General features: G+C 50.8%; 13 protein-coding genes. 10 read left to right on the top strand and 3 right to left on the bottom strand.

Annotated elements, in window-relative coordinates; all coding sequences use genetic code 11:
• Positions 1-105: 105 nt before the first annotated feature.
• Positions 106-1017, bottom strand: a complete 912-nt coding sequence (locus tag HF324_RS13910; RefSeq protein ID WP_220101311.1) for a helix-turn-helix transcriptional regulator — start codon at positions 1015-1017, stop codon at positions 106-108.
• A gap of 122 nt (positions 1018-1139) precedes the next feature.
• Between HF324_RS13910 and HF324_RS13905 the strand changes: the two genes are divergently transcribed.
• Positions 1140-2846, top strand: coding sequence for an amidohydrolase family protein (locus tag HF324_RS13905; RefSeq protein ID WP_168803040.1), 1707 nt, complete (start codon positions 1140-1142; stop codon positions 2844-2846).
• Positions 2847-2911: 65 nt separating this feature from the next.
• Here the strand turns inward: HF324_RS13905 and HF324_RS13900 are convergent, their stop codons facing one another.
• The gene (locus HF324_RS13900) at positions 2912-4246 is read right to left on the bottom strand and encodes an amidohydrolase (protein WP_168860063.1); all 1335 of its coding nucleotides are present in this window, start codon (positions 4244-4246) and stop codon (positions 2912-2914) included.
• A gap of 197 nt (positions 4247-4443) precedes the next feature.
• Here HF324_RS13900 and HF324_RS13895 point away from each other — a divergent pair, with 197 nt between their 5' ends.
• From HF324_RS13895 to HF324_RS13855, 9 genes are all read left to right on the top strand, one after another.
• The gene (locus HF324_RS13895) at positions 4444-5664 is read left to right on the top strand and encodes an amidohydrolase (protein WP_258539523.1); all 1221 of its coding nucleotides are present in this window, start codon (positions 4444-4446) and stop codon (positions 5662-5664) included.
• A gap of 111 nt (positions 5665-5775) precedes the next feature.
• Complete coding sequence (locus HF324_RS13890) at positions 5776-6264, top strand: DUF4822 domain-containing protein (RefSeq protein ID WP_168860061.1); 489 nt, start codon at positions 5776-5778, stop codon at positions 6262-6264.
• 112 nt (positions 6265-6376) lie between these two features.
• Positions 6377-7234: an AraC family transcriptional regulator gene (locus tag HF324_RS13885; RefSeq protein ID WP_168803036.1), complete on the top strand. Its 858-nt coding sequence runs from the start codon at positions 6377-6379 to the stop codon at positions 7232-7234.
• 95 nt (positions 7235-7329) lie between these two features.
• Entirely contained in the window at positions 7330-7638 is a 309-nt protein-coding gene (locus HF324_RS13880) for a DUF6660 family protein (RefSeq protein WP_168803035.1), read from the top strand.
• An 85-nt stretch (positions 7639-7723) separates the two neighbouring features.
• Complete coding sequence (locus tag HF324_RS13875) at positions 7724-12175, top strand: CusA/CzcA family heavy metal efflux RND transporter (RefSeq protein ID WP_258539522.1); 4452 nt, start codon at positions 7724-7726, stop codon at positions 12173-12175.
• Between the two features lie 21 nt (positions 12176-12196).
• Complete coding sequence (locus tag HF324_RS13870; RefSeq protein ID WP_168860060.1) at positions 12197-13501, top strand: efflux RND transporter periplasmic adaptor subunit; 1305 nt, start codon at positions 12197-12199, stop codon at positions 13499-13501.
• 151 nt (positions 13502-13652) lie between these two features.
• A complete protein-coding gene (locus HF324_RS13865; protein WP_168860059.1) occupies positions 13653-14555 on the top strand; it encodes an AraC family transcriptional regulator in 903 nt (300 codons plus the stop codon).
• Between the two features lie 232 nt (positions 14556-14787).
• Positions 14788-16473, top strand: a complete 1686-nt coding sequence (locus tag HF324_RS13860; RefSeq protein ID WP_168862360.1) for a GMC oxidoreductase — start codon at positions 14788-14790, stop codon at positions 16471-16473.
• Between the two features lie 41 nt (positions 16474-16514).
• Positions 16515-17174: a gluconate 2-dehydrogenase subunit 3 family protein gene (locus HF324_RS13855; protein WP_168860058.1), complete on the top strand. Its 660-nt coding sequence runs from the start codon at positions 16515-16517 to the stop codon at positions 17172-17174.
• Between the two features lie 109 nt (positions 17175-17283).
• Here HF324_RS13855 and HF324_RS13850 read toward each other — a convergent pair whose 3' ends face one another.
• Positions 17284-18234, bottom strand: coding sequence for a hypothetical protein (locus HF324_RS13850; protein WP_168860057.1), 951 nt, complete (start codon positions 18232-18234; stop codon positions 17284-17286).
• Positions 18235-18244: the final 10 nt, after the last annotated feature.

Raw genomic sequence — 18244 nt, 5'->3', positions numbered from 1 at the left:
TGAGAAAGAATTTGATGGAACAAAATATTCGGGGAGATATTTTTCATGGGAACGCTCCCATTATGCTGGGAGTGTTCCCAAAATAGTCCTGCTGTCATGTTCCGATTATCCCTCCGCCCGGAAACGGCCGGGTTGCACGCCATAGGCCGACTTAAACGCCCTGCTGAAGGCGGCGGCATTTTCAAATCCGCATGTCCAGGCAATGTCCTGCACCGGCTCCCCTGTACGCCGCAACAGGCCGGCCGCTTGTTGCAGCCGGATACCGGTCAGATAGCGGTAAGGCGTTGTATGAAAAACAGCTTTAAAATGCCGGACCAGCTGCGGCACGGACAGGCCGGCAGCAGCGCCGATTTTCTTTAGGTCGATATTGTCCCCGTGCGCTGTATGCAGCACATCCCGGGCAATGCATAAACGTTTATATATCTCCTTCCTGGTGCCGGCTTTCACCGCATCCACCAGGCCGGCGCCCTTCACATCCGACCGGTGCACGCCGATAAGGTGGTGCAGCATACAGACAAGATACTCATCGGTCATCATCTCGTTATCTCCTTCGGTTTCCAGCAGGTGAATGAGCCCGGATAATTGCCCGTCCATACCCGGCGTTACCGGGCGAAGGGTCTGAAAAAACTCCGGCATGCAGCCCGCTTCCATCACCGGGTTATCCAGCAGATAAGCCTCGCCGCGGAGTGCATCGGACAATACGGAAACTGCAAACTCCTTTTTAAAGAAAACAGACAAAGTCCGCGCCTTCTCCGTGCTGCTGATACGACAGGAATAACGCTGTTCATCGTTCAACAGCAGAAATAGTCCTGGCCGGACACGCAGTTGCCGGCCATCAACACCATAAATCTCTTCCCCGCTCAGCACCGTTTTAATGGAAAGACAGCCCACATGGTCCTCACAGCAGCTGTTGCTGCTTTCTGCATGAAAGATGATATTGTGCTTTTTGAACTGATTAAAATGCTGCGCTTCATCGAAGCCGGGTTGGGTATGGTCTGGCAAACGGGTAAAATACATGGTAATTGGCAAGCCGGGTTTGTGTTGTACAAGTTACCACTTTCGTTTGACTTTTTCCGCTGCCGGAAATTTGAGCATTTGAGCACAGTGCCACTGCACCGGCCGATCGTATTTTACGCTCTATGAAACGTCTGATTTTTTCTATGCTGATGACGGGCCTGGCAGCCAATGCCGCGCTCGCACAGGAAACCTGGATCACGAACGCCAGCCTTGTGGACCCTGCCAAACAAACCGTACAGCACGGTATGACGGTAGTGCTGAAAGAGGGTCTTATTACCGCCGTACATAAAAAGAAGGCACCGCCGCAAGCGACCACCATCGATGCGGCAGGAAAATACCTCCTGCCCGGATTGACGGACGCCCATGTGCATTTTTTCCAAAGCGGCGGGCTGTACACGCGACCGGACATCATCGACCTCCGTACGATCCGGCCCTATGCCGATGAAATAAAAGCAGTACATGCCGGCTTTGAACAACAGTTGCGGCGGTACCTGCAAAACGGCATCACCACCGTATTTGACGTGGGCGCTACCCAACGCTTCCTGGCAAGAAAAAAAGCCATCGAAGGATGGGCCGCCGCGCCGCAGGTATACATGGCCGGCCCTATTATCACAACAGGCCTGATACACCGTTACGACAGCCTGTATGAGGACACCCCTTTTATACTGGCCACCGACGCTGCGGCTGGCCGCAGGCTGGTACAGGAGCAACTGCCCTGGCAGCCGGACCTGATCAAACTACTGATATCATCCGATAGTGAAGCGCCCCGGAACTACCTGCCCATCGTGGAAGCTGTTATCAATGAAGCACACCTCCACGGCTTACGGGTGGCCGTACACGCCACCACCCTGGAAACAGCCCGGCAGGCCGCGGTTGCCGGCGCCGACTACCTCGTGCACAACGTGGAAACCGAGGCCATAGACGACGCCTTTGTAGCACTGCTCAAAAAGAAAAAGATCGTGCTGTGCCCCGCCCTGTCGGTTAAAAACGGCTACCTGCATACGTTCGACCAGTCCCGTGCCTTCACCACCCGCGAGCTGAATGGCGCCGAACCTTTTGCATTGGGCAGCGTGTATGATATCAAACAGCTGCCCGATACCGCCATCGCCCGCCTGTACAAGATGAAAGCCAACGAACGGCAGGAGCGGACGGCAGCGGCAGTACGCCTCAACCAGCAGAACCTTAAAAAATTAAGCGACGCCGGTGTACGCATCGTCAGCGGATCGGACGCTGGCAATATCGGTACATTGCATGCCGTCAGCCTCCTGCCGGAACTCCTGCTCATGCAACAAAGCGGCATGAGCAACTGGCAGGTGATACAGGCCGCCACCATCAACGCCGCCGGCATCCTGGACCGTCCGGGCTACACCGGCAACATCACCGCGGGGCAACCGGCCAACATGCTATTGCTGGAAGGCAATCCCACCACCGATCTGAAGGAGCTGGAACATATCCGCCTCGTTATCCGGAAAGGACAGGTAATCAGCCCGGACACCCTGCTGCGGCATACCCCGGAAACATTGGTACAGCAACAACTGAACGCCTACAATACCCGCAACATGGAAGCTTTCCTGGAGCCTTATGCCGATGACGTGGAGCTGTTCGTCTTCCCCGACAAACTGGTGTGCCGCGGAAAAGAACAAATGCGAAAAGTATATCACTTTTTTAACCTGGCCAGCCTGCTCCACTGCCGTATTGAGAAACGGATTATCGAGGGAAACTATGTGATCGACGAAGAACGTATTCTCGATGACCGCGGCAGGAAACGAGGCACCGCTGTTTACCACATACAAAAGGGGAAAATCAGGAAAGTGTTTTTTATCAATTAATGGTCATTAGTCATAAATAACAAAAGGGATGCGTTTGCATCCCTTTTCCTTTATAAGTCTGCCGGTTAATATACAATTTGCCCTTTGCTGATCAGCGACCTGACCGGCGACACCCGGGATACCGCTTCTGCCGAACAGCTGGCGTCTATCAGCACCATGTCTGCCGCATCGCCGGCTTTGGGCCATTGCTGCACGCCTTTTTCATCCAGCGGCAGCACATTGCCGGTGGCCAGCTTCAGGCTCCTGGATAACAGGAACTCCGTGGAATAACCGTACAGCTGCGCCATCAGGTTGGCTTTTTCCAATACGCTTCCGGAACCGAAGGTGCTCCAGTGGTCTACAATGCTGTCGTTGCCGGTCATCACCGTCACGTTGTGCTTGTAGAGCGTGGGGATCGGCATGACAAGGCTGCCGAATGGAATGGTGGAAACGATACCGATACCCGCAGCGCCCAGCTGCTCTGCCATCTGCTCCTGCTTCACTTTATCGATCCTGCCAAGCACAAAACAGTGGCTCAGGAATGTTTTGTGCTGAAGGGCCGGGTTTTCCATTACTTTCTTAATCAGGTATTCTACCGTCTTTAATCCCGATTCCTCTGATTCATGCAGGTGGATATCGATGCCTTTTTTATTGTCCAGCGCCAGCTGCACCGTAAAATCAATCGTCTTTTCAATAGCGCCGTCAATAGAATAGGGATCTACGCCGCCGATGAAACCGATGTCCATCTTCGCCGCTTCCTTCAGCCAGGGCACGGAGTCCGTATAAAATACGCCATGCTGCGGGAAAGCCACCAGCTCCGCGCCGAAGGTGCTTTTCCTGTTCTCCAGCGCTTTGAAAAGATTGTTGAGTGATTGCAGTTTGGACGTAGGCTCGATGTTTACATGACTTCTGGCGAAGCTGGTGCCTTTGGACTGCAACAGTTCTATCAGTTTTTCCGCCCTGTAGGTAGATGTTTTCAGCATCTCCGGGAGTATCTTCTGTTCAAGGGCGATCATCCCTTTCACGCCACCCGGCCCTCTCCGGGCAGCCTGCCACGGCCCGCCGTAGAATGTCTTGTCCAGGTGGATATGCATATCCCGGAAGGCCGGGAGCATCAGCCATCCTTTCGCATCAACAGCATTGGCGGCATTCGGTTTATTGGCGGAAATACGGCTGATGTTGCCGTCTTTTATTTCGACGCAAAATAATTCGGTCTTCGTGTGGACTACCTCGCCTTCTTCATATACAAATCCTGTTTCCAGCCGCACGTTCTTTAACAGGCAGCCTTTTCCGCCTTTGCTCCCTGCCTCCGCGGCAAACGCTTCCGCACCGCTCAGCAAGCCGGAGGCGAAAGCCGCTCCCGCCAGCCCCAGGCCGGACATCCTGATAAAATCCTTGCGGGAAATTTCCGTTTTCTTCATAGTCCCAGTCATTTTTTCACAAAAATAACCTTCTGCTCCGCTCTTTCTGTGTAGGATTCATGAATTGACTTGAAAGATTTATCAATCATCCGCCCGTCAATTATAAATCTTTCAAGCATCCGAATAGATACTGCAAAGCTCCCGGGATATTTACCGCTTACTTTGCTGTAGTGATCACAGCATAAAAAATGGAACAAATGGATAAGATAGTAAACAACAGCCACCTTACATTTAAAAACGTACTGCTGGAAACGGGTTTTGAGTACGATGGTGAAGAAGTCGTAAAAACGAAGACCGCGCTGTTCTGTATTGAAACGGAAGATGGGAAGATAACAGCTGTCACGCCCAACGACCCTCACATAAACGCCATTGATGCAAAAGGTTGGCTAATGCTGCCTGCATTCAAGGATATGCACGCGCACCTGGACAAAATGCTTTACGGCCTCCCCTGGCAGGCGGTTTCATCTAAAAGGAAAACCGTAAAAGACCAGATCGCCTATGAGCAGAAGATGATCCCCGAATGGCTGAAAACGTCCGTGGAACGGGCGGAAAAACTGATCGGCTTCTTACAGTCAAACGGTACGCACTATATCCGTTCCCATTTCAACATAGACCCCACTTCCGGTTTCGATTCGTTAAAACACCTCGAAACGGCGCTGAAAAACAAGGAGAAAACAGCAGGCGCCGAGCTGGTGGCTTTTCCCCAACACGGTATATTTTATACCGACACCGCTCCCCTGCTGAAAGAAGTGGTAAAAATGGACATTGATTTCATCGGTGGCGTAGATCCGTACTCCATCGACGGGAGCATAGAAAAACCGATGGACCTGATCACGCAACTGGCCATCGATCACAACAAAGGCATCGATATCCATCTGCATGAGGTGGGTGAAACCGGCGTGAAGACGATCGGATACCTGATCGATAAAACCAAAGAAAATCCCGGACTTCGTGGTAAAACATTTGTGAGCCATGCCTTCGCGCTGGGGCATCTTCCGCCGCTGGAAACAGAACGCATGGCCGCCCGCCTGGCCGAAGCCGGCGTAGGTATTGTGACTTCCGTACCTTTCGGCAACACGATTATGCCCATCCCCCTGTTGAGAAAACACGGCGTGGAAGTGCTCGTGGGCAACGATAATATCCAGGACCACTGGAGCACTTTCGGTCCGGGCCATATGCTGCAGAAAGCAAAGCTCATTGCCGCCTTGTACGGATACAGCTCCGAATGGGCGCTTTCCAGGACGCTGGCCTTTGCCACGCGGTATGTACTTCCGCTGGACGATAAAGGCAACCAGCAATGGCCCAAAGCCGGTCATGACGCCAACCTGGTGTTCCTCGAAGCTTCCTGCTCCGCTGAAGCGGTAGCCAGGGTTTCACCGGTCAGGTCACTGGTACATAAAGGGAATATTGTATTCTGACAAAACGTTCGTTCTTCTGTTCCGTGATAAAATCTTCAAGCTTTGGGATGAAAAACGCAACGCTTCGTTATACGGCGCAGATACCTTTGTAATGCTTAAAATTTCATTGATATGAAGCATGTAAAAAAAGTAACCGCAGTTCTTTTGCTGGCGATATGCAGCGCCTTTTTCTTTAGCTGTAACAAGGATAACGACAGTGAGCCGGAACCTAAACCGCTTACACCGGCCGAAATACTTGCCAGCACCCCCTGGGAAACGACCAACGCCAAAAACAACAAAGGTGAAAATGTAGCGCTGAGCGATGCGAATGTGGCCAACTTCGTGGGCTTCGCTTATTTCAGGGCAGATGGCACCTTCACCATGTTCAACCTGGACGATTCTCCTAAAATGCAGGGTGAATGGAGCGTTTCCGCTGACGGTAAAACCCGCACTATCATCGCAAAAAACGATGCCGGCGTTGTGCTCTTCACCCGCGTGGTGGATATCACCGTGCTGACCAAACAGGAGTTTACCTACCGCATTTACCCGAATGCCAGCGACAAAACGGTATACTTTGATATTATTCATACACCGACGACTCACCCGGCGCCTAAAAAATAACCTGGTATTGCTTATGAGGAGTGGATTGGCCCTGAAAACAGGTGGTCAATCCATTTTTTTTGTCCTAAATTTCCATATTTTAGAAGCCGAACGCCCACCTTAATTTGCTGATATGAAGATTTATGACGACACCGGTTACATCCCTGTCTTAGGTATCCAGGAGTTCAGGAAAGGCCAGCTCGCCGGCAGGGAAGACCTGCTATTCAATGAACTGCATGGAGAACGGCACATCGACCGGCCGCATAAGCACGATTTTTTTATCATCAACCTGTTTGAGTCCGCCAAAGGTGTTCACACTATTGACTTCCACGACTACCCAATCGCCAACCAGCAGGTGCATGTGCTGTTTCCCGGGCAGGTGCATACCTGGAGCATCAGGCCCAACACCACCGGTTACCAGCTGATGATACAACCGAATTTTTTCGAACGTTTCGCCCCCTTCTTCCGTTTTTCGTTTTCAAACTATATGAACCACCCTGTAATCCCGCTGACCAACGGCAATTTCAAATTGCTGAAGTACGAGTTCGATGCCATCAGGGATGAACTGAGCGCCCCCAACTCCGTACAGGAGATCATCAGCGCCCGGGCCGCCGTGATCGCCGCCATTGTGAGCAAGGAAGCGGAGAATATTTTCACCGACCTGAAAGTGTTTCAGTCCAATCCCAGGCTGGCAAACTTCAACATGCTGATCGATAAATTTTACAAGCAGGAAAAAGGGGTGGGATTTTACGCTTCCAGGCTGAACATCTCGGCCAACTATCTGAATATTCTTTGCAAGACCCACCTTCATGTATCGGCGACCAAACTGATACAACAGCGCGTGCTGCTGGAAGCCAGGCGGCTGCTGCAAACCACGGACCTCTCTATTAAAGAAATCGCCTTTGAACTGGGCTTTGTGGACCATGCGTATTTTTCCAATTTCTTTAAAGCACAGGCAGGTATCACTCCTACACAGTTCAGAGAAGGTTAGCCCCCAGGGCCGGGCCGGAGGCCTCCGCCCAAAATTGCAACATGGTTATTATAATAGTTATTTATCTGTATGTAAAATGTGTTATTTTTGTTCACGTGAGATTTTTTGCAGTCATATTGAGCATTGTCCTGTTGGCGCTTGGCACGGTTTCGTGCAGCGACGAGCTGCCGCTGTCCGGTACGGCAAGCAGCAGTTACCAGGCGGACAATGCCACCCATCAGCATGAGCACAAAGATTTCTGTTCCCCGTTTTGTGCCTGCAGCTGTTGCGCTGCGCCCGTGATCATCTCTCTTGTATATTCTGCACCGGTCCCGGCCTCCCATACCATTTTTAGTTACTCCGAAATGCCCGCCGGCATTATTTCAGATCTTCCGCAGCCTGTCTGGCAGCCTCCCCGGGCCTGATCGCCTTTTTCCATACTGATTTGTCTTTTGCCCGCTGATGCGGCAAACAGCTTACCTGTAAACTTCCGTGTCATCATTGTCATTAATGAAAAGCAGCCTCGCGCCCGTTCGTGCAACGGCGACCGTGTGCCTGTTAATACCTGGCAATGAAGAAGTGCATGATCGCTTTTCAGCGATCACCGGGCCTATCCTTTTTATACAACTACCATTAAGTATGCTGAACAGAATTATTCATTTTAGTATAAAGAACAAGCTGATCATCGGCCTGTTCACGCTGGCGCTGATCGTCTGGGGCGTTTGGAGCGCCCTGCGTTTGCCGGTGGACGCCGTACCGGACATCACCAACAACCAGGTACAGATCATCACCCAAACGCCTACACTGGCTGCGCAGGAAACAGAGCAACTGGTGACCTATCCGATCGAACAAAGCCTGGCCAACCTGCCGGACCTCGTGGAGATGCGTTCCATTTCAAGGTTTGGCCTGTCCGTTATCACTGTAGTGTTTGAAGACGATGTAGACATTTATTTCGCCCGTCAGCTGATCGGCGAGAAACTGAAAGAGGCCGAACAGAAAATACCCAGAGGCATCGGCACGCCCGAGTTGGCGCCTGTCAGCACCGGACTGGGCGAAGTATATCAGTATATCCTTCATCCCAAAAAAGGAGCAGAAAACAAATATACGGCCATGGACCTGCGTACCATGCAGGACTGGATCGTGGCCCGCCAGTTGTATGGCACCAGGGGCATCGCAGAAGTGAACAGCTTCGGTGGGTTGCTGAAGCAGTACGAAGTGGCGGTCAACCCCGCCAAACTCAAAGGCATGAACATCACCATGCCTGAAATTTTTAATGCGCTGGCTAAAAACAATGAGAACACCGGCGGCGCCTATATCGATAAAAAGCCCAATGCTTACTTCATCAGGGGCATTGGCCTTGTTGGCAATATGGAAGACATCCGCAACATCGCAGTCAAATCCGTGAACGGTATTCCCGTGCTGGTAAAAGATGTGGCGGAGGTGAGGCTGGGCAGTGCTATCCGCTATGGCTCCGTTACCTACAACGGCGAAAAGGAAGTCGTAGGCGGCATCGTGATGATGCTGAAAGGCGCTAACAGTGCCGCCGTTGTTACCCGCGTAAAAGAAAAACTCAAAACCATCCAAAAGTCTTTACCCGAAGATGTGGTGATCGAGGCGTATCTCGACAGGACAAACCTGGTGGACAGGGCGATCAACACCGTAAAAACCAACCTCATTGAAGGCGCACTGATCGTTATTTTCGTACTGGTCTTATTCCTCGGTAATTTCCGCGCAGGGCTGATCGTGGCATCTGCTATTCCCCTGTCTATGCTTTTCGCACTGGGGATGATGAACGCCTTTGGCGTCAGCGCCAACCTGATGAGCCTGGGCGCTATTGACTTCGGGCTGATCGTGGACGGCGCCGTGATCATCGTGGAAGCCACGCTGCATCACCTGGGGCTGCGGACATCTGCCCGGCAACTCACGCAAGCGGAAATGGACGAAGAAGTTTATCTCTCAGCTTCCAAAATCCGTAACAGCGCTGCCTTTGGAGAAATCATCATCATGATCGTTTATATCCCCATCCTCACGCTGGTAGGCATAGAAGGCAAGATGTTCAAACCGATGGCGCAGACCGTAGCCTTCGCCATCCTGGGTGCGCTGATCCTCTCACTGACCTATATTCCAATGGTCAGCGCGCTGATACTTCCGAAAAAGGTATCGCATAAAAAGAACTTCTCCGATAAGATCATGGATTTCTTCCATCGGTTATATGCGCCGGTACTGGCATGGGCCATCCGCTTCAAAGTAGCGGTGGTAGCAGTTACCATTGCCATCTTCGGCATAGCGGTATTGCTCTTCAGCCGCATGGGCGGCGAGTTTATCCCGCAACTGGAAGAAGGCGATTTTGCTTTCCACTGCATCCTGCCGCAGGGCACCTCCCTGTCGCAAAGCATTGAAACATCCATGCAGGCCAGCCGCATCATCCGCACTTTTCCCGAAGTGAAAATGGTGGTGGGTAAAACCGGCAGTGCCGAAGTGCCTACCGATCCGATGCCACCGGAGGCGACCGACCTCATGGTGCTGCTGAAGCCGAAATCGGAATGGACCACGGTAAAGACTTACAACCAGCTGGCCGATTCCATCATGGAGAAACTGGAGGTAATACCCGGCGTGTTCTTCGAGGCCAACCAGCCCATACAGATGCGTTTCAACGAACTGATGACCGGTGTAAGGCAGGATGTGGCCATCAAGATCTTCGGCGAAAATATAGACACGCTGGCCGCGCTGGCCCCGAAAGTGGCCGCTATTGTGCAATCGGTGAAAGGCGCCACGGAGCCGCAGATTGAAAGGACCACCGGTCTGCCTCAGATCACGGTACAATATGACCGCGCCAAGATAGCCGCCTACGGCATGAACGTAGAAGACATCAATCGCACCGTGCGCACCGCTTTTGCGGGTGAGGCTGCAGGCGTTGTTTTTGAGAACGAACGCAAGTTCGATATGGTGGTAAGGCTGGACAGTGCCAGCCGGTCCTCCATCGACGACGTGCGCGACCTGTTTGTGGCGCTGCCGGACGGCAACCAGATCCCGCTTTCCCAGCTGGCGAACATTGCCTTTAAGGAAGGTCCTGCGCAGATCAGCCGCGAAGACGGGCGGCGCAGAATTGTGGTGGGCTTCAACGTTAAAAACAGGGACGTACAAAGTGTGGTGAAAGATATACAACAGAAACTAAGCGCCGCCAACCTGCTGCCATCCGGTTATTATTATACCTATGGCGGCACCTTTGAAAACCTCCGGGAAGCGTCAGCACGGCTGATGGTCGCCGTACCGGTGGCATTAGCCCTGATATTTATGCTGCTGTATTTCACCTTCCGTTCCATCAAAGAATCGGTACTGATCTTTACCGCGATCCCTATGAGCGCCATCGGCGGCGTGTTTGCGCTGCTGCTGAGAGGCATGCCTTTCAGTATATCCGCCGGCGTAGGCTTCATCGCCTTGTTTGGTGTGGCGGTGCTGAACGGGATCGTGCTGATCAGCACCTTCAACAATCTCGAAAAAGAAGGATACACCGATGTCATCAAAAGGGTGATCGAAGGTACGAAGATCAGGCTGCGCCCTGTACTGATGACAGCCACCGTAGCCTCTTTCGGCTTCCTCCCCATGGCCCTGTCCAGGGGCGCCGGCGCCGAAGTACAACGGCCGCTGGCAACAGTAGTGATCGGCGGACTGGTGACCGCCACTTTCCTGACGCTGGTGGTGCTGCCGTTGTTATACATCCTTTTCAGCGAAGGATTTAAACGGAAATTACCGCCGGTCGCCGCCGTGGCGCTGCTGGGATTGCTCATCCTTCCCGGCGCGGTATCCGCACAGGAAGTGCCGGGCAAACGGTTAGGAGTAAACGAAGTGTTGTCCATGGCGCAGCAGAACCTGCAATACAACATCAACGCAGCGCAGGTCAACCGGACAAAGGTGCAGGTGCGCTCCGCGGGTATGCTGCCTAAAACCGGCGTCTTTGCAGAGAATGAAGACCTGCGGCCCAGCGACCATACCGGTATCCTGAAGGTGGGCGTATCCCAGGCGGTAGCCTGGCCGGGACTATATAAAGCGCAGAAAAAACTGTACACGGAACAAGCCAGATACTACGAAGTGAACGGCGCTGTGTTGAACGTATCCGTAAAGAGAGATATCCGGCAGGTATATTACCAGCTGTGGTACCTGCATGAAAAATCAAACCTTTACCTGCAGCTGGACAGTATCTACCGGTCCCTGTCCGACGCGGCGGTGCTGCGGGTGAGAGCAGGCGAGAATCCGGGGCTGGACAGCATCTCGGCGCAGGCCAAACAGAAAGAACTCAGGGCGCAGCTGGAACAATTGCACGACGACATGAACATCCAGCAGCAATCCCTGAAACAGTTGCTGAATACCGAAGATGCTATTCTCCCCGTAGCACAGCCGCTGGAAAAAATCGGGTTTACTTTCGCCGGTCCGGCTACCGATACCGTACACCCTACCCTCGCGCTGCAACAGCAGAACGTGAACATTGCAGCCGCCGGTGTGGCCGTGGCGAAGAATGAAAACCGGCCTGAATTTTCCGGCAGGTTTTTCAGCCAGCGGCTCTATGGCGTAAAAGATCCTTTCAGTGGTTTTTCCGTGACGGCCTCCGTTCCGCTGTTTGGCCTCGGCGCTTACCGTAATAAGGTAAGAGCCGCGCAGGCAGAGGCGGACGTGCAGCAACAACAACTGGCCTATAACAAACAGGTGTTCAGTACCCAACAGTCGCAGATGATAAAGGAAGTAGAGAAGAACAGCCGCATGCTCGTGTTTTATGAAAGCTCCGGCCTCGGGCAGGCGCGGGAGATCATCAAAGCAGCTGCGCTGGCCTATCGTTCAGGCGAGATCAGCTTCGCCGAGCTGTCCCAGTTCCTTACCCAGGCGATCACGATCAGACAGAATTACCTCGACGTACTGAACGCCTATAATCAGGCTGTTATTCAACACAACTATTTCAACAATCTGTAAATACTTTAAGCTTTGTATACCATGAGCAGGAAAATTATCATCGTCACCTTATGTGCAGGCGCCCTCTGGCTGACCGCATGCTCCGGGTCCGGTAACGGCGCAACGGAAAAAGAAGCGCAGGCCAGCGGTGAAGCAGGACATAAAGAAGAACATGAAAATCCCAATACGGTCACGTTTTCCCAAAACCAGATCAACAGCATCGGCATCCGTATTGGTGGCATAGAAACCAAACAACTGACGTCTTCCCTGAAAACCAATGGTACGCTCCGTGTGCCCAACCAGAACAAAGCGACGGTTAACTCGCTCTACAGTGGCGTTATCCGGACGCTGCTGGTCCAGCCGGGCAACACCGTTAATAAAGGACAGGTGATCGCCACCATCAGCAACCCGTCTTTTGTGCAATCGCAAAGCGAATACCTGTCCGTGATGACGCGGCTGAAACTGGCAGAGCAGGAAGTCACCCGTCAGCGGGAACTGACGGCCGGCAATGCGGGCGCCCTGAAGAACCTGCAGGCAGCAGAAACAGCCTTCAAGACCTTGCAGACCGAAAAGTCTACCCTTGGCCAGCAAATCAGGATGATGGGCATCAACCCCGAACAACTGTCGAACGGCAAACTGATCTCCAGCCTTTCCGTGCTCAGTCCTATCAGCGGCGTTGTCAGCGATGTGAAAGTACAGATCGGCAGTTATGTGGACCTTACCTCCCCTATTGCAGATATCGTGGACAATAGTCAGCTTCACCTCGATTTGTTTGTGTACGAAAAAGATCTTTCCAAACTGAGAGAAGGCCAGACGATCCACTTCACCCTGACCAACAATCCCGGCAAGGAATACGACGCTGAGATTTTCTCGCTGGGATCTACTTTTGAAGGGGAATCAAAGGCGGTGACCGTACACGCCAAGGTAAAGGGCGATAAGGCCGGACTGATAGACGGGATGAACATCACCGCCATCATCAGCCTGGAGAAAGCGACCGTGCAGGCCATCCCCACAGATGCCATCGTCAACTACCAGGGGCAGGATTATATCTTCTTTGTCACCGACGAACACGCCGAGGACGAGCATCATCAGGGCGCAGAAAGCGGCCATGACCACAGCTCCGGAGAGACCCATGACCATACGGAAGAAGGTGGCAAAAAAGCCGAAAGCAATCATGGAACGGGTATGACGTTTGAGAAAATACCGGTTGTGAAGGGCACTACCGATATTGGGTATACGGAGATTACGTTGCTGAAGGAAATACCTGCCGGCTCGAAGATTGTGGTGAAAGGTGCATTTTTTGTGTTGGCAAAGATGACGAATGCCGGAGAAGGGCATGAACATTAAGCAGGAGAATAAGATAAAAGATAAAAAAGCCGCTCCCAAACAAGAGGAGCGGCCTTTTTATCTTTACGGGATTCATGTCTTTTTTTTGTTATTTTTATGATCAGACTTTTTCTGAAAGTTGTAGTAGTGATGAGATTTAACATAACTTGAAATGAAAATAATTGTTGAGAAGCTTCCACTTTCTGACAATACATCGTTTGTCGCACGCACTTATAGTACCCCCAATTTCGAAGTGCCCTGGCACAGGCACATCGAACTGGAATTAATTTTAATAAAAGAAGGTGCCGGAATTAGCTTTATCGGTAACCATGTTGGAAGATTTGAAACAGGTGACATCTTCTTCATTGGGTCAAATGTTCCTCATACTTTCCAGAGGGATCCCGACCAGGCTACAAGCGCTGTGGTAGTCCAATTTAAAGAAGACTTTTTAGGAGATGTCTTTTTGAAACTACCGGAAAGCAAAGACCTTTTGAAGTTGTTTGAAATATCTTTGCATGGACTCGCCATTGAGGGTAAAAGTAAGCGGGCGCTGGCTTCGCTGATCCTTTCGCTGGAAAATCAAACAGGGCTAAAGCGTATCATATTATTATGTGAATGCCTTGATCTCATTACGAGAAGTAAAGGCTACACTTTACTTTCCACGCAAATGGAGGTAGGATTGAATGCAGAAAAGCAGGAACGCATTGATCAGATCTTCCAGTTTACATTGGAGCACTTCAAACGCCCCATTCAAATTTCGGAAATTGCAAAGACGGTTGGATTAAGCGTTCCCACTTTTTGTAATTATTTCAAAAAGTGTACAAAGAAAAAATACATTGACTTTTTGAACGAAATAAGGATAGGATATGCCTGTAAACTATTGATAGACACCCAGAAAAGCATCTCCGACATCTGTTACGAGAGTGGCTTCAACACGTTGGCCCATTTCAATAGCCAGTTCCGTAAATTTCATAACACAACCCCTTCAGGCTATAGGAAAGCCTTTCTTAGTGCGGGAGGTATGGAAAAGATATCCCTTATCGACAGGGAAGTATATGAATCCGGGAATGAGTGACCCCGCCGCTGATTAAAATACTTTATATTTTCAATAAAATACCATTTGTCGGGACCTTCGTTTGACGCTAATTTTAGCCAGGAATCAGATGATAACTTATGTTATTGACATCTATTCCATTTTAGAATCCACGATATGAAAACGGAATCTACGGATAGTAGTAGCTTTTCACGCCGTTTTATTACTCAATTTGAAAATTCGACTCTTGTTCCGGAGTCTGGAGGTTTTGTCTATGTCCGATAATAGCTATGACGCAATTGTTGTTGGTTCTGGCATCAGTGGCGGATGGGCCGCAAAAGAACTGACCGAAAAAGGATTAAAAGTGTTGATGCTGGAACGGGGTAAAGATGTAAAGCACATACAGGATTATGTAAATGCCACCAAGGGGCCATGGGAGTTTCCACACCATGGAAATCTTACATTGGCACAGAGGAATGCGAACCCCAACCGCATCAGGGGTTTCGGACCTAGTGAAATAAATCCCGACTGGTGGGCAAACGACGCCGAAACACCCTATTCTGAAATAAAACAATTTAACTGGTTTCGCGGGTACCAGGTAGGTGGACGGTCCCTGCTATGGGGAAAACAAACCTACCGCTGGAGCGATATTGACTTTGAAGCCAATAGCAAGGATGGGCTGGCAGTTGACTGGCCTGTCCGGTATAACGAGATCGCTCCCTGGTACGATCATGTCGAAAAGTTCATAGGAGTCAGTGGCAGTATCGAAAACCTGCCGCAGCTACCCGATGGTCAGTTTTTACCTCCTATGGAAATGAACGTTGTAGAAAAGGATATTGCAGCGCGTGTGAAAGAAGCCTATAAGGATATTGATCAACGCAGAATTATCATCGGCAGGTGTGCACATCTCACAGAGGCGCTGCCTGGCCGCAACAAATGCCAGTATCGAAATAAATGCCACCTCGGCTGTCCCTTTGGCGCCTATTTTAGCACACAATCTTCCACCTTGCCCGCAGCGATGAAAACAGGAAATCTGACACTCAGACCCTGGAGCATTGTGACGAAAGTATTATATGATAAAGATAAAAAGCGGGCAACGGGCGTAGAGGTATTAGATGCGGAAACCAATAAGACGTATGAATTCAAAGCGAAAATCATATTCCTGAATGCGTCTACACTTAACAGCACATGGATATTGCTCAATTCAGCCACGGATGTATGGCCCGGTGGCCTCGGCAGTAGCAGCGGCGAACTTGGGCACAATCTGATGGATCATCATCTGGGCTCTGGTGCTGCCGGCAGTGTGGAGGGGTATGAAGATAAAATCGTCTATGGCCGCCGGCCCAACGGGATTTATATCCCACGTTACAGAAATTTAAATCATGAAAAAAGAGACTATATACGTGGATTCGGATACCAGGGCGGGGCAGGTAGAGGAAGAGGCACAAAGGCCGCAGAGGAAATTGCGGTAGGTGCAGGTTTAAAACAGGCGTTGACAGCGTTTGACGGATGGAGCGTATCGATCGGCGGCTTTGGAGAAGTACTGCCTTACCATGAAAATAGGGTAACGCTTGACAAGAACAATAAGGACAAGTGGGGATTGAACATTTTAGCTATTGATGCAGAATTGAAGGAGAATGAATTGAATATGCGTAAGGAGATCGTCAACGACGGGAAAGAGATGTTGGAGAAAGCCGGTGTGAAAAATGTATATGGATTCGATAGTAATGGCATCATGGGACAGGGTATTCATGAAATGGGAACAGCGCGCATGGGAAATGATCCCAAAACATCCGTATTGAATAAGTGGAACCAGCTATGGGATGCTCCTAATGTATTTGTAACAGACGGTGCGTTCATGACCTCCGCCGGCTGTGTAAATCCTTCATTGACCTATATGGCATTTACCGCACGTGCAGTGGATTACGCGATAAGCGAGCTAAAGAAACAGAATATGTGATCTGCAGCGTATCGAATAACTATAGATTTAAATCTTCAATCATGAATAGAAGAGAAGCGTTGTCATATGTGGGTATTTTGCTTGGTGGAACTATTGTAGGCGCTAATGCCTTTCTTGCCGGATGTAAGCCATCCGTAAAAAAGGATGGGTTATTCAGTCCGGAAGACATGGCGCTGCTGGATGAAATTGCTGAAACCATTATTCCTGCGACCCCTGATTCAGGTGGAGGAAAGGCCGCTGATCTGGCGAAGTTTATGAGCCTTATTATTACGGATTGTTATACTGAAAATGAACGAAATGTTGTTCTAAAGGGTATTGACAAACTGAAAAAAGACTGCCTTGCAAAACATAAAAAGGATTTTATAACCCTCACCAACGCAGAAAAAGAAACCTTTCTTACCCAGTTACATGAGGAAGCTGTCAGCTATGTTAAAACAGAAGCCTACATTAAGGCAAAAGAGGATTTTGATAGACAACAGGACAATTGGATCCAATCTGAAAAGGAGAAAAAGAACTTTGGCGCACTCTATTTAAGAGAGAATTTCCCACCTCATTATTTTACAATGATAAGGCAGTTAACTCTTTGGGGATATTTCAGCTCTGAAGTCGGTATGACAAAAGCACTGCGATACATTGATACTCCGGGCCGTTATGATGGCGCCTATCCTTATAAAAAAGGAGACAAGGCATGGGCCATCTAATGGGAAAGCGGCGCTAACAGCTTGATCAGCGGGAGTACATCTATAAAAACGAAGCCTTGCAGGTATTCCCTGCAAGGCTTTTATCGCCCGCCACCGTTTCGGGTACTTTTCAATAATAGATGTCTACGATGCCGTTCGGCGTACCGTTTGTTACCACGGTGGAATGCTGTCCACAGTCGGTCACAGGATTGGCCACGGCCCATGACAGGGACGCCGGGGCGCCCCCTACCCGCAGGTCAATACCACTGAGCCTTGTTTTGGCGGTATTGGGATAATTGGAGCAGGTCACTACTCCATATGCCTCCATGGATTCCGCCGCCCAGTATAGCGTGGGGATATTGTTTACCGTGAGATTGATAGAAGGATAACCGGTAAAGACGGACGAGTAGCTGCGGGTGCTGCCGCTGCCGCCGATAAGGCTCATGATGCCCTGGAGGTTGGTGCCTGGGTTTACGCGTATCAGGCTGCTGTACACGGTATTGCCACCAACATACCAGTTGGCGATGGCCCAGTAGTTACCTCCGCCGGCTGCGGAAGGTCCCCACTGCAATACCGGTTGCAGGATGTTGCCGGAATTCTGCAGGCCGTTGAACAGGAAGATGGTCTGCCCAGAATTCACCGCCGGTGCGGGCGGAACGGTCCAGCTGGTGGCAAAATAGGAAATCGCCGAAGAAGAACTGTTGGTCCAGTGTGTGTAGGTGATCCAGCCGGAGCCCAGCGGGAAGATGTCTTTGCCGGGCCGTTGGGTATTGCCGGGGTAGAACGGTGTTTTCCGCGTATCCTGTTCGATGACGCCATAGTCCGCCAGCACTTTGCCGTTGCGGTCATACTTACGGAGCCGGTTACCCTCGCCGCTCAGGTATTCACCAGTTTCGACGTGATGCACTTTTGATTTGGCCACCCAGCCTACCGGCGTAAGTACCTCGTTTTCGTGATTGTTTGTCTGCACTTTTTCGGCAGGTGCCACTGTATTATCAGCTGAAGTGCTGTGCTGCTCTTTCTTACAGGCAGCCAATATCATAGCACTCAACAGCAACAAAGAGATGATATGTTTGCTCATAAATAGGGGA

The organism is Chitinophaga oryzae, from assembly GCF_012516375.2.
GTDB classification, from domain to species: Bacteria; Bacteroidota; Bacteroidia; order Chitinophagales; family Chitinophagaceae; genus Chitinophaga; species Chitinophaga oryzae.
This window is presented reverse-complemented; position numbering and strand designations above follow the sequence as displayed.